Raw genomic sequence first — 13,800 nt, forward strand, 5'->3', positions numbered from 1 at the left:
GCTTTTTTACAGTTGTAAAAATAGCAAACAATTTCGGTCTAAAACAATATCTATTACAAATTGAAGTTTTAAAGATTATAAATAATGTGCATCTTTGTAAAAAAATTGCGATTGAGACTTTACATCACAACTCTATTTTGTGTCTTATCTTCTACTCTATTTTGTCAAACTGTTAGAAAATACTCTAATGAGTTTATGAATATAGGTGTTGATGCTGCGGCTTTAGGAATGAGTAGCGCAGTTACATCACATACATCAGATGTTAACTCCGGTTATTGGAACCCTGCAGGCCTATTAAAATTAGAAGACAGTCAACTTTCTTTAATGCACTCTAGCTACTTTGCGAACATAGCCAATTATGACTATGCAGCCTTTGCGATGCCTTTAGATGATAGAAGTGCCTTTGGAGTGTCATTAATTCGTTTTGCGGTTGATGATATTTTAAACACCACACAACTTATTGATGCCGATGGAAATATAAATTACGATAGAATAAGCTTATTTTCAACTGCCGATTATGGTTTAACCTTCTCTTATGCTAGAGCATTACCACTTCAGGGTCTTAATTATGGTGTAAATGCTAAAGTGATTAGAAGAATTATTGGCGATTTTGCTTCGTCATGGGGTTTTGGTTTAGATGTTGGTATTCAGTTTGAAACAGATAACGATTGGAAATTTGGTATTATGGCTAGAGACATCACAACGACTTTTAATGCCTGGGCTATTGATGAAGAAGAGTTTCAAACTATTAGTGATGCCGTTGAAGGACAAAATCAGGAATTACCAGAAAGCACAGAAATTACCATTCCTAAACTACAAATTGGAATTTCTAAGTTGGTAGACTTTAATTATGATTACACACTTTTAACCTCGGTAAACCTAAATGTAAGATTTGAAGAAAACAATGATCTTGTTTCTACATCATTTGCTAGTATAAACCCTGCTCTAGGTTTTGAATTTGGTTATATCGATATGGTTTATTTACGTGGCGGACTTGGTAATTTTCAAAATGAGGAACAATTTGGAAATGAAGAACTAACCTTTCAACCTAGTTTTGGTTTAGGGTTTAAATATAATGGTATTCAAATTGATTATGCTTTTACCGATATAGGTGACCAAAGTGGAGCCTTATATTCCAATGTTTTCTCCTTAAAACTTGATTTTAGCATCTTTAGATAATGAACCTATTTATTAAAAAAACGATTCTTTTTATTGCCTTTTTTTTAAGCGTACAAGTCGCTGTTTCACAACCAACTGTATTATCAAATCAGGCAGAAATTAGTGTTTTAACAGTAGGCCCTGGCGCTTCACTTAATGATGCTTTTGGGCACAGTGGTTTTAGAATTAAAGATTTAAACAACAGAATAGACGTTGTTTATGGTTATGGTGAATATGATTTTGACGCCCCTAATTTTTATTTAAAATTCGCTCAAGGTAAACTTAATTATTTAATAAGTAAAACAGCATTTACAAGGTTTTATCACATTTACAGTTACCACAATAGAAGTATAAAAGAGCAAGTTTTAAACCTGACTCACGCTGAAAAACAAAAACTTTACGACTATTTATTAAATAATTATAAAATAGAAAACAGGAGGTATTTATATGAGTTCTTCTATGATAATTGTGCCACAAAAATTAAAGATGTAACAAATATCGCAACCAATAACAGCATTACTTTTAGCCCACCCAAAGATTTTGAAGAGGCCACTTTTAGAACCTTAATTTATGGTAACGTAAACAAAAATTCCTGGGGTAGTTTTGGTATAGATTTAGCTTTAGGGTCTGTTATTGATAGAAAAGCTACTACGGAAGATCACATGTTTTTACCAAAAAACATTTATAAATTCTTTGAAAATGCTACGGTAGGAATTGCAAAAAAACCACTTGTTAAAAAAAGTGGCGTTTTATATGCTCCAAAAGAAAATATACAACCAAATACGTTTTTTACTAGTCCGCTTTTTATTTTAGGCCTTATTTCTATAATTATACTTTACATCACTTATAAGGATGTTAAAAACCATAAACGCTCTAAATGGTTAGATGTTACACTTTTTGCCATTACAGGCTTACTTGGCGTATTAATATTACTGCTTTGGTTTGCTACCGACCATACTGGAACGCATCAAAATTATAACTTGCTTTGGGCATTTGCCTTAAATATTCTTGTTATTGGTCAACTTTTTAAACCGCAGGCTAAGGATTGGTTTGTAAAATATATTAAACTACTAATAATTTTACTTTGCCTTTTAACCTTGCATTGGTTTATTGGAGTTCAGGTATTTGCTATCGGACTCATACCTTTACTTATAGCATTATTTGTTAGGTATATTTATTTAGTTAAACATTATACTAAGTTATCGGACTAAAACAGGAAAGAATAAGGCTTCTAACAAACCTATTGTCCTCTAAAAAATATCATAGTGCTCATCGTTTTTATTAAAATATTCATGTCTATAAAAAAACCTCTATGCTTAATATAATATAAATCATATTGTAATTTAAGTAAGCTATCATCTATTGATGCACCATAACGTGTTTTAACTTGTGCCCACCCCGTTAATCCGGGCTTTACCATATGTCGGGTTTCGTAAAATGGAAGCATTTGCGACAATTCTTTTACAAAAAACGGACGCTCTGGCCTAGGACCAATCAAACTCATTTCTCCTTTTAAAATATTAATAAATTGAGGAAATTCATCTAACCTTGAATGTCTCATAAACCTGCCAAAAGTGGTAACTCTAGAATCGCCTTTTTTCGCCCATACAGCACCGGATTTTTCGGCGTTTTTAATCATAGTACGAAACTTAATAATTTTAAAAATTTTTCCGTTTTTACCAATTCTGTCCTGTGTATAAAAAAGAGGACCTCTATTACCAAAAATATTTCCTATTAAAATGATAGGCAAAACTACAATCCCAATTATAACTCCAACTATGGCAATTAACACATCGAAAAGGCGATGAAAAAACAGATATAACTTATTTTGATTACTTCTACTGAATGGAAAATATTTATAAAAATCTTTTCCAACAAACTGCACAGGAACACGTTGTGTCATATCCTCATATACTTGTGTATACTCATTTATAGGAAAACCTTCTTCTAATAATTTAATTAAGGTATAATATACTTCAGAGGTAATATTTTCAGAATTATAACTAGCTACAACAACCTCAGATATTTTTTCTTGATTAATAATCTCTCTTATTTGACTTGGTAGATACTCTTTAATCCCCTTAAATTTAACGGTTTCCATACTATTTACCTCACTATTTACAAATCCAATTATTTTATAATTTGGATCTGCTCCTTTAAAGGCTTCAATAATGGTTTCTATATTAGAAGTTTCGCCAATAATTAAAACTTTTTTATAAAACCTAGGCGTTTCTATAAAAGTAACATAGCATATTCTCCATATAAACAATGCAATAAGAATAGAAAAGTAAAAGAAAAGTATTTGTAGCCTATTATCTGGTAAAACAGGTGTAAAAAATGGCGTTAAAAGATAAAATAAAACGGTAATAGAGGATGTAAATACAATTCCTACAGCTATACGCTCAATTTTACTAGACTTTTGTAAATCATATAATTCAAAAATGGTTCCAAAAATAGAAACATAAAGAATAAGAATAACGCTCCATGCCCAATTTTCAGTAGTTAAAATGAAATAATCAAAATCAAAGGTATTACCTACTAAATAGAGCACTAACAGTATCGTAACAACATCAAAAACCCTTAAAAGAATTTTACGTTCTGATATATTAAAATGAATACCACTTTTAAACATTTGAGAGAGGGATTATTAGCCACTAAATATAAGAAGTAAAATCTTATTAGGACTGATTTATTTTAATACTTTGACCCATTGTTTTTCAATAATGTTCCAATCCAATTTTTCAGCAAACAATCTTGCTTCCTTTATTATTTGATTAGTTTCTTGTGGGTTATTAATAATCTCTTGAATAGCTTCTACAAATAACCCTGAAGAGTTAGGAGGTACAAGCAGCCCATTTTTATAGTTTTCAATTAAAAAAGGCATACCTCCAACATTTGTAGACACAATGGGAAGACCTAATGCCATAGCCTCAATAACGCTTATTGGCATATTATCAAAATTAGTGGTGTTTATAAAAATATTATAAGCTTCTGAAAGTTTAATCCATTCTAGCTTAGATAATTTGCCTGTAAACCGCACATCAACATTTAATTTTTGAGCATAATCTTGTACTTTTTTTAAACTTCCATCGCTATCTGGACCAACCATACAAAGACTAGATTCTATTCCTTTATCTCTTAACCCTTTTAAAATATCTATTGCTAATAACGGATTATAAATTTTAGAGAATGAGCGCACCCAAAGTAAATTTACCTTACCAAACGTTCTTGGTTGAAACTTATAATTTTTTAGCTCGATTGAATTAGAAATATTAATAATATTTTTAAAACCTACTTCTTGAAATTTGGATTTTATATATATAGATGGCGCTATATTAACATGTGCATTATTAAAAATAGCTTTGGATAACTTGGGAGATTTTTTTATTCTTTCGGGGAGGTTACCTCCTCTTAGCATAGTTACATACCTCAAGTTAAGACATTTACACAGCTGGCTAACAAAATAAGCATAATAAAAATTCAGGGTGCTATATGTATCAATTAAAACATAATCGGATTCTTTTTTATGTTTATAGCATACCCAAAGCATATCTAATAACCTGAAAATTATTTTACTTTTACTTGATGCCGTATAAACCTTAAATCCTGCTTTTTCAAATAAAGGCACAAGCAAATCTATTGAGGATAAATTAGCATTCTTACTAACGCCAGATTTATTTCCAATATAAATTAATGTCTTCAATGGTTTATAGTTGTTAATTCTTTTTCATTTTTAATTTAGTTTCTTTTTTTCTATTAGGTTTGTATTGAATATCCAATAAACATAAACCATAAACAAAAGCTGGTGCAGCAATTCGCATTGAAGAATGATTTATAGTTATAAACCAAAATAAATAACAGGAATAGAAAAAAATATTTGCACGATTTTTTAACCGAAAAAACAAAGGGGTTAGTAACAAAACAGTAAAAGCCAATGCTCCAAACAAACCGTGCTCCGAAAGTATACGACTCATCTCATTATGTGTTGCTACTCTAATTCCTGTTTCAATTTCCCGAAGCTCTTTTATTTTTCCAACTCCAACTCCCAAAATTGGATTTTTAAAAAATTCCTCTAACTCAAAAGAAATTAAATCGGATCTTCCAGTAGAAACATCAGCCTTTTCTCTCCCTAGAGCATCTCTATTAGTGTATCTGTTTTCAATTAAACCACTAGTTTGAATGGACGAAAACAACCAAATTAAAAAGCCTAAACTGGCAAAAACAATTAAAAGTCTACTAATTCTAAATTTCGCTTTTTGATTAACCTTAATAAAATATATAAATAGAAATGCCGCAATCATTATTAAAGCCGTTAATATCCCACCTCTACTAAAAGTTACTATTCCTCTAAAGCTTACAGCTGCTAACAAAACACCATTAAATATTTTAAGAAATAATGTTGGAGATAACATAAAAAAGCGTGTTGTTAAAATAAACATACCTAAACCTAAGACGGTAGAAACTTGATTTGGCCCAAAACCACCAGAAGCAGCAAAATTAGAACCTGTACCTCTAATGATCCCTCCAATATCTGGCGTGTAAATAAATAAATATGCCATAATAGAGAGTATTGGCAAAAGCATATAAAAACATACCTTGTGAAATCCTTGATAACTTAATTTAAGTTTATAACAAAATATAGACACTATACCCAAACATACAGGGCCACTTAAGTTAAAGGCTATTGCGGTTCTTATATTTGTTTCTTCGGTAGCATTTAAACCAGCCACCAAAATACCAGGTATCAGTAAAAAAATATAAATTATAAACGGCATAGATTCTTTATTACTTCTCACAGTAAAAATACCAATTAACATAAAAAATATTACTGCATACTTAGAAGTTTCATAAAGAAAGGTACCTCCTGTCATCCTAAAAAAGACTTCTGCACCAACAATATAGCTAGAAGCCATTAAAATTTTTAAATATTTTTGAGAAGGCTTTGCCCTAATAATTTGATTTGTAAAATAAATAATTACCGCAATTAAATATATTTTGGATAAAAACCTTAAACCATAAACACTTACACCCAATAAAATGTGTAGGAAAATAGGTTTTATATAATTAATATTCTTCAATTTTATTTAATACAGGTTTTATAAATTTCTATAACATATTCAATTTGAGAATTTTGAGAGTAGTTATCTATAATATGTTTGTTAAAACGCTTAGCAAATGTAGATACTACTTTTTCATTTTCAATACAATAAACCAATGCTTTAGTTAACTCCAGAGGTGATTCTGGTTCTATTAATAAACCATTATAATTATGAGAAATTACCGTTTTACACTCTCCAACCTTAGTTGAAACTACTGGTAAGCCAGCAAAACCATATTCTAGTAAGGCCAAAGGTAAACCTTCGGATTTAGATGATAAAACTCCCAATTGAGATTGATTTAAAACATTGTAAACATCGGGTTTGCTTCCATACAAGTACACGGCTTTATTTAAGCCTAGTTTTATTATAGATTTTTTAATATCTTCAGAATAGTTATCATTAAAATCTTTTCCAACGCAATGCAAAGTCCATTCTGGATATAATTTTAAAACGCTCTTGAATGCTAAAAGTAGTGTAGTATGGTCCTTTTGTTGTCTTAAATTAGCTAAACAAACTATGCGTTTGCCATCTATACCCTTTAATATAGTATCTCCTTTTATTTCACTTATTGATGCAAAATTTGGCAAGTACGATATCTTTTTAAAGTTTAAATTATCCTCCGCCCAAGTTTTTAGTTTTTTATTGACGCAAAAAATATGAGAAAAATATTTTGAACACCGCTTTAAAACTTTAAATTTTCGATTTTCTAAAAATTCACTATCCCCATAATGATCATGCCAAACAACCGAAACATTACTATTTGTTAATTTTACAATAGTAGCTAAAAAAAAGGAGGTACTATGCGCATGAATTATTTGTATATCGTACTTTCTTATAATTAGTTTTAATCGTTTTATAGCTTTTAAATCAATAACTTTTTTTTTATTTAAAAAGAAATAGCCAACTTCTGGTAAAAGACTTTCTTTTAAAAACCCTTCTTTACGGGTGGCACACAAAAACGAAGATTGATTATTAACCCACAAGCCGTTAGCAATATTAACTGCCACACGCTCTGCCCCACCGGCTTCTAAAGAATCTATTAATTGTAATACCCTCATTAAGGCTTTAGTAATTTAATTATTTCTGTTTCAAAGATATCTAAAGTATAGTTCTTAGACCATTCACTTGCTTTTTTTGACATTATTTTTAAAGTGTCCTCTTCATTTAAGCACTCAAGTATTGCTTTTACAGCTAACTTCGAATCAGGTTCAATCAAAACACCTCTATTACCATTATCAAGCATGTATGACACACATGAAATACTTGTAACAATAGGTATAACACCAAAAAACATAGCCTCTGCTACAGCTTTAGGCCATCCTTCAGACTTGGAAGGTAAAATTAAAAAATGAGCAAGTTTTAATACGTTCTTTATTTCAGTTTTAGATTTATTCCCTAATAATTTAATTTTAGCACCTAACTTTTTACTATCAATATACTTTTGTAAATCTAATTTTAAAACACCTTCTCCATAAATATCTAAAGTAACATTTACCCCCTGATTAATTAAATCTTCCACTACCTTAACCGCCAATAATGGGCGTTTACCATTAACTAAACTACCTAAAAAAACAAATTTTAAAGCATTTGAATAATCTCTAATTTGAAGTGGTTCTTTTTCATTATTTAAATAAGTGGCTGTAAAAAATGGCTTTATATTTTTTGTTTGATTTTTCCATTTTCCATAAACCAAAACATTAATATTTTTAGTTAAATAAGTATTAGAAAGTAACCACTTTTGAAATCTATAACTTTTGGGTTGCTTTGTTGCATTGGGATTCCAATTACCGGCATATTTGGCTGTTTTTATTTTTTTTGGAAAAAATATTTGTACTAGACATCCTAGTAATCCAATATTTCCAGGGCACCTTAAGTGAATATGATCTGCCTTTTTACAAGCACTAAAAATTGAATAAATAATTACTGGAATTTTAAATATAGAAACTAAAACCTCCTTAAAAGAAGTAAAGACTATCTGCGGTATTTTTTGAAAACTGATTGAATTATGCTGGTATGAGCTATCAATTTCTGTTATTAACCTACTAGTTTGGGGAGCAACTATAGTAACATTACTAACATGCTTAATCCAAATATTCATTTCGCGAACATAAGGCGAATAAGCAAAAAAATTATTGTCTTGCTTAACATGTTTTACATGAGTAATAATTACAAAATTCATGAATTATATTTAGGAGAATTAAAAAGTAAAGATAACCATCCCACTACTCTTCCCAAAGTTTCGGTAAACGCTTCTTTTCTCTGCTTAGTAGTAAATATGTTTGTAAAACGTACAGTGGTTAATAACCAAACTGTTAAGTTCCATTTAATTCTAGACTTAAAACTAGGATTATCATATTTAACCCGCCATACATACCAACCGTTTCTAACCACCATTTTACCGTACTTATACTTATTTGGACGACCAGAATTATCGTGAAAATGTGACAATTGAGCATTGGTGTTAACATATAAACTACCTTGTTTAGCTATTCGTAACGAAAAATCGGTGTCTTCATAAAGTCCATACCCTTCAAAATAGGTTGAAAATTTAATGGTTTTAAATATCTCTTTCTTATAACTTGAAACGCCACCCATTATTTGTTCTACCTTGTATATTTTACCTGAAGGCGGTAAAAACCCAACCGAACGCCCATGGGCAAACGATGGTAAAAAAGCTGGTGGTGTATCTGGATGTAAACCAAACTTTCGTCGTAATTGAAACCTAGATGGCTCATTGCGTAGCCATCCATCAAAATAAAATTGACTCCGGTTATTGGTCTTCTCTCCTTGTTTCCAATTAACTTCATTCGATATATACCCACCAACCGCTAAGGCCTTAGGATAATCGCTATAAGTTTTAAGTAAGTTTTTAAAATAGTTAGTAGTTAAAACAATATCATCATCCAAAAAACAAACAATTTCTGAAGATTTAGAAACCAAATTTATTCCATAATTACGTTGCTTTGTAAGGCCTCGATTAGCATCATCAACCTTATAATATTTTAAATTGTTAAACTTATTTTGCTTTAAACTATTTTTAGTCTCACTGTTTGTTGAGGCATCGATAACTAAAATTTCATCGGGGTATAAGGTTTGTTGAGAAACCGAAAGTAATAAATTCACCAACGCCTTACTTCTCATATAAGTGCAAACAATTAATGTAAATTTCATACCGTAACCTTTATGTTATTATTAAATATTTCATATAACAAATAACCCTAACTAAGTTGTTCTCCTTTAATGACTAGCTGTTTGGCATACTTTAACGATTTATTAAACTGCAATTGTTTGTATGGCAATTTAATTAACCTAATAAATATGCCTTTTTTACCTTTTTTAAATAGATATAAAAAAAAGTGTTTCCAACGCCACTCATTAATTTGATTTGCAGTGAAATGTTTTAAAAACTTATAACTTATTGTTGGACTAGGCACAGGACGCACATATTTTACTGGCTTACCAAGTTCCCAGGGTTGAGACTTACGTTTTTTACCAAGAATACGCGATTGATTCCCCCAAAAACGATATCCTCCAACTGGTGGCTTTAGATGTAAATTAGGCGAAAATGGGTTATTTATTAAAACTTCTCCTTGCTTTAATATCCTTAAACCAAAATCGGCATCTTCCCCATAACCGCCATCAAAATTAACATCATTACCCACTAAATTTTCAACCACAGTTCTTTTAACGCATGAATTTGCATTACTAAACAAATGCGCCACACCTACTTTCCATCTATTTTCTTTTAGTTTAGATAGTTTTTCTTTCAAATCATCTAAATTTTGGTTGGTATGGTCTGCCATAATATCTAAGCCATTGCAAGCACTAGCATTATAGGTTTGTAAAACTTTAATAGTATTTTCTACAAAATCGGGCAAAATACGTATATCATCATCTGCAAAAATAATATAGTCGCTAGTACACATATTAATAGCCTCGTTTCTTGCCCGACAACTTCCTTTTGAGGTTTGCCATTTTACTTTTATATCAAACTTGAAATTTTCTGGTTTATAGTATTGGACTTCCCTTTCTTCCTCTGGAGTAGCATCAACAATAACGGCTTCTTTGATTAAATATGTTTGTGTATTATGGTCCTTTAATAACAACTCTGTATATTTTTGACGTTTCATAGTAGGAATAACTAAACTTACTGTTGGTGCGCCAATTATTGGTTTTAGAGTTCTATTTTTAAGAATTGTTACATTTTTTTTCTCCACATTTTTAGATGCTATTTTGAAAGCCCTATACTCTGATAAAAAATGAAAACACCTTCTAAATAGCATATAATAACTATGATGCTTTTTAAAATTTTTCAGAAAAAACAAATATCTATCTTCCTTAGTAATCGTAACTTCATAAGAGCCTTTTGGAAACAAACCGCTTACATGAAGTGGAATACCTCCAGAATTTCTTATTAAATTAAAGCCAAAATCTAAACCGCTCATTTTATCACTTGAATATTGATAATCGAGTCCTCCAATAGCTTCCCACACCGAAGCTCTAACAACAAAATTATCGGTATTTAAGCGCCAACTTACGGCATGTGCTACATTATCAAAATCATTTAAAAACCACCAATATACCGCCGATTGATATACTAATTCTTGAAAACAATTTTTAAAACCTTGATCTAATCCACTATGCCACAAATCACCCGCCCCATTAGCCAAGGTTTCCAACATCTCTAGTTTTGGAACTCCGTTATATAGAAGAACCTCTCCGGTTTGCGTTGTATATTTTTTTAGCTCAATCATTTTATATAAGTAATGATTTATAAAGATTTACATTTTTTTGAAGTACAATTGCTGTAGAGAAATTAGCATTAACGTGAGTTCTTCCCGTTTTTCCAAAATCTTTTCGTTTAGCTTCATCATTTAAAAGCATAATTATTTTATTTGCAAATTCTTGATGCTCTAGAGGGTTAACTAAAAATCCTGTTTTATTATTAACCATAAGTTCTGGTGCCCAACCAATGTTAGATGACACTAAAGCCTTTTCCATGGCTAATGTTTCCAACCACGTCATAGGGAAAGCCTCTGCAAAACTAGGTAAAACAACTACCTGAGCTTTTGCTATATAATGTTTTATTTCCTTGTAGGGTACTTCATTTAAATGTGTTACCAAAGGTTTAGCCTTTTTAGTTAAACGTTTGTAGAACAAATTTAAAGTGGACTTATTTTCTATAATATCATTTACATCCTTACCTATTAAAAGTAAACTAGATTTTTCATAATTTTCAACAACTTTATTAAAAATATCTGCTAATTCTAAAATGCCCTTTTTTCTTATTAGAGTGCCAAAATATAATATTTGACCATCATTTACTTTTACATCTATAGGTTTAAAAACATCAGTATTAATACCGTTATAAATGGTTTCAATACTGCATTTTAAATTAAATAACCTCTTAGTTAATTGGCCTGTAAATTCACTTACTGAAACTATTTTATCTGCATTACTTAATGCTTTTTTTTCAAAGAAGTAATTCTTCTTTTTTTGTTGTCTACCTTCTAAATTACAAAAGTAAGTATCACTACCATGCAATCGGATTACTAATGGAATAGGGAATTTCATAAAGGCGGTTATGCCTGTCCAATCTGGTGCTTCAATAACCTCTATTTTATTAGCTTTGATTTCCTGTTTAATTACTTTCTCAATATGCTTACGTTGCAGATACCATCCAAAAAATTTATACGCTTTACGCGGAATTGAAATGATTTTTACGCCATTATCAAAAAAAACGATTTCTTTATTTTGAAAAACCACAAAAACAATAACTGTATGTCCTGCATTAGCTAAAGTGGAAGCCATATTTTTAATACTAGACCCTAAACCTGCTGAAGGTTTTAGGCTAGTGTGAGGATACTCTGGGGTTATGTAGGCTATTATCATTACTAATATAAATGGTCTTAATTATAAAATTTTAAACTACAATCTTTTAGTTTAACGCCACAAATATATTGACTTCTTAGTATGTTTTCCGAAATCAAACAGTAAGTCGTTTCATCTGCAAGTAAAGGCATAAATAAAGATCGAAGTGAAGACAGTACACTTAAAAATATTGCAATCTTAAAAATTAATATACAATGTTTTTTTATATGCATTCCTTTTTTGTAAAACTAGGTTCCAAAACGTTTAAAACCCATATTATTAGCCATTTTTAATTTTCATTTAACTCTATTCCTACCTGTTACTTGAAGGAAACATATCATGTATTAAAACTTCGGTAAACTCTCTAGCGCCTTCTATATTTAAATGTGCACAATTAAAAAAGTACTCTTCCTTATTATCAAATAAACTTACATAATTGTACAATGTAGGCAAAACCGTATTTAACTCTTGTAATTTATTCCTGTTAATTATTTTATTACAATGAGGAGCGGTAAATAAAAAAAGCTTAGAATCTACTCTATTTACAAGTGTCTTTATAGATTCTAAATCGGCATTTGTATTACTAAAAGCGTCAGGTAACTTACCCGAAACTTCTAAACCAACTCCATGCTTAGGGTTAAAACCATATGCCACCTCCTTTTTAGGCTTTTTATTTAAAAAAGTTGCCAAAAATTCTCTAAAACCTAAAACTTTATCGTATTTCATATAACGATAAAATGGTATATAATTATAATAAAAATTATCCTTATCATTATTTAAAACTCTTTTAATTACTGAGTTCTTAATGAATGGTACTAAATTGGCTTTAAAGGTATTTGAAAGGCCAGAATGATAAAAATTATAATCAATTTGTATAACAAGACTATCAAATGTAATTTTATTTGATTCGGCTAAAGATAATAATACTAGCATATCGCCCAAACTAGCGCCAGATATACCCAAATTAACACATGATTTTCCTGTTATTTTTTTAACCAACTCGCAATCTATATGGTTTTCGGTTCTGGAAGAACCTAAAAAAGCGATATCGTAATGTTTGTTTTTTAGTTGAAGGATTTTATGAACTTTATTTCTTGGGTAGTTATTTACAAATGTATAGGAGTACAACGCATCTAAGGCATACATTAATACAATGACTGCTATAGTTATTTTTAATATGTAAAGTAAAAAAGGTTTCATTAAAACTGAAAATAAATAAATTCCTGATGGTTAGAGTATACCCCTAAAGATAAAATCATTATAATTACTCCTATAATTTTAATCCACTTTAGTTTGCCTAAAAAAGGATGCTCTGTATGCCTATGAAACCATTCTATTAAAATGAAAACTCCTATCACAGTTAGTATTTCTACGCTATAATTTTCATTACTTAAATATTCTATTTTAAAACTTAAATTAGAAAACATTTTTTTTAAATAAAAATAAGCTTGTTTAATATTATTAGCCCTAAAAAACACCCAAGCTAATGTAACCAATATAAAAGTAATCATCATATTAACAAGTTCTTTTAAAGATGGTAAATATTTATTTTCTGATACTTGATTTTTATTATTTCTATTCCTACTTTTTAATAATAGTGGTATAAAAAATAAGGCATGTAGAGCTCCCCAAATTACAAAAGTCCAATTTGCGCCATGCCAAAACCCACTTA

The 13,800-nt window shown here is 30.1% G+C and carries 11 protein-coding genes and 1 pseudogene; 2 read left to right on the forward strand and 10 right to left on the reverse strand.

Annotation, left to right across the window (positions count from 1 at the left end; translation table 11 throughout):
• Positions 1-195: 195 nt before the first annotated feature.
• Together ABJM36_RS06025 and ABJM36_RS06030 are read left to right on the forward strand one after the other, a co-directional pair.
• Positions 196-1,179, forward strand: a complete 984-nt coding sequence (locus tag ABJM36_RS06025) for a PorV/PorQ family protein (protein ID WP_348450220.1) — start codon at positions 196-198, stop codon at positions 1,177-1,179.
• Entirely contained in the window at positions 1,179-2,369 is a 1,191-nt protein-coding gene (locus ABJM36_RS06030) for a DUF4105 domain-containing protein (protein WP_348450222.1), read from the forward strand. The genes ABJM36_RS06025 and ABJM36_RS06030 overlap by 1 nt, the downstream gene beginning before the upstream one ends.
• A gap of 29 nt (positions 2,370-2,398) precedes the next feature.
• On the opposite strand, the gene ABJM36_RS06035 is transcribed toward ABJM36_RS06030, so the two are convergent.
• From ABJM36_RS06035 to ABJM36_RS06080, 10 genes and pseudogenes are all read right to left on the reverse strand, one after another.
• Positions 2,399-3,790, reverse strand: coding sequence for an exopolysaccharide biosynthesis polyprenyl glycosylphosphotransferase (locus tag ABJM36_RS06035; protein WP_348450224.1), 1,392 nt, complete (start codon positions 3,788-3,790; stop codon positions 2,399-2,401).
• A 57-nt stretch (positions 3,791-3,847) separates the two neighbouring features.
• Complete coding sequence (locus ABJM36_RS06040; protein ID WP_348450226.1) at positions 3,848-4,861, reverse strand: glycosyltransferase family 4 protein; 1,014 nt, start codon at positions 4,859-4,861, stop codon at positions 3,848-3,850.
• A 13-nt stretch (positions 4,862-4,874) separates the two neighbouring features.
• The gene (locus tag ABJM36_RS06045; protein WP_348450228.1) at positions 4,875-6,071 is read right to left on the reverse strand and encodes an O-antigen ligase family protein; all 1,197 of its coding nucleotides are present in this window, start codon (positions 6,069-6,071) and stop codon (positions 4,875-4,877) included.
• 167 nt (positions 6,072-6,238) lie between these two features.
• Positions 6,239-7,315: a glycosyltransferase gene (locus ABJM36_RS06050; protein WP_348450230.1), complete on the reverse strand. Its 1,077-nt coding sequence runs from the start codon at positions 7,313-7,315 to the stop codon at positions 6,239-6,241.
• Positions 7,315-8,436, reverse strand: coding sequence for a glycosyltransferase (locus tag ABJM36_RS06055; protein WP_348450232.1), 1,122 nt, complete (start codon positions 8,434-8,436; stop codon positions 7,315-7,317). The genes ABJM36_RS06050 and ABJM36_RS06055 overlap by 1 nt, the downstream gene beginning before the upstream one ends.
• Positions 8,433-9,428, reverse strand: a complete 996-nt coding sequence (locus ABJM36_RS06060) for a glycosyltransferase family 2 protein (protein WP_348450234.1) — start codon at positions 9,426-9,428, stop codon at positions 8,433-8,435. The genes ABJM36_RS06055 and ABJM36_RS06060 overlap by 4 nt, the downstream gene beginning before the upstream one ends.
• 47 nt (positions 9,429-9,475) lie before the next feature.
• Positions 9,476-11,011 carry a glycosyltransferase gene (locus ABJM36_RS06065; RefSeq protein ID WP_348450236.1) on the reverse strand — a complete coding sequence of 512 codons (1,536 nt, stop codon included), beginning with the start codon at positions 11,009-11,011 and terminating at the stop codon, positions 9,476-9,478.
• Position 11,012: 1 nt separating this feature from the next.
• Positions 11,013-12,149, reverse strand: coding sequence for a glycosyltransferase family 4 protein (locus ABJM36_RS06070; RefSeq protein WP_348450238.1), 1,137 nt, complete (start codon positions 12,147-12,149; stop codon positions 11,013-11,015).
• 291 nt (positions 12,150-12,440) lie between these two features.
• Positions 12,441-13,328 carry a hypothetical protein gene (locus ABJM36_RS06075; protein ID WP_348450240.1) on the reverse strand — a complete coding sequence of 296 codons (888 nt, stop codon included), beginning with the start codon at positions 13,326-13,328 and terminating at the stop codon, positions 12,441-12,443.
• Positions 13,328-13,800: pseudogene (locus ABJM36_RS06080) on the reverse strand (MBOAT family protein); the annotation flags it as partial. The pseudogene ABJM36_RS06080 and the gene ABJM36_RS06075, both read right to left, overlap by 1 nt.

Source organism: Algibacter sp. (assembly GCF_039977455.1).
GTDB lineage: Bacteria > Bacteroidota > Bacteroidia > Flavobacteriales > Flavobacteriaceae > Algibacter_B.

Coding starts and splice junctions, on each gene's coding strand:
- ABJM36_RS06025 (WP_348450220.1), top strand. CDS start 196: ATGAATATAGGTGTTGATGCTGCGGCTTTAGGAATGAGTAGCGCAGTT.
- ABJM36_RS06030 (WP_348450222.1), top strand. CDS start 1,179: ATGAACCTATTTATTAAAAAAACGATTCTTTTTATTGCCTTTTTTTTA.
- ABJM36_RS06035 (WP_348450224.1), bottom strand. CDS start 3,790: ATGTTTAAAAGTGGTATTCATTTTAATATATCAGAACGTAAAATTCTT.
- ABJM36_RS06045 (WP_348450228.1), bottom strand. CDS start 6,071: ATGGCTTCTAGCTATATTGTTGGTGCAGAAGTCTTTTTTAGGATGACA.
- ABJM36_RS06050 (WP_348450230.1), bottom strand. CDS start 7,315: ATGAGGGTATTACAATTAATAGATTCTTTAGAAGCCGGTGGGGCAGAG.
- ABJM36_RS06055 (WP_348450232.1), bottom strand. CDS start 8,436: ATGAATTTTGTAATTATTACTCATGTAAAACATGTTAAGCAAGACAAT.
- ABJM36_RS06060 (WP_348450234.1), bottom strand. CDS start 9,428: ATGAAATTTACATTAATTGTTTGCACTTATATGAGAAGTAAGGCGTTG.
- ABJM36_RS06065 (WP_348450236.1), bottom strand. CDS start 11,011: ATGATTGAGCTAAAAAAATATACAACGCAAACCGGAGAGGTTCTTCTA.
- ABJM36_RS06070 (WP_348450238.1), bottom strand. CDS start 12,149: ATGATAATAGCCTACATAACCCCAGAGTATCCTCACACTAGCCTAAAA.
- ABJM36_RS06075 (WP_348450240.1), bottom strand. CDS start 13,328: ATGAAACCTTTTTTACTTTACATATTAAAAATAACTATAGCAGTCATT.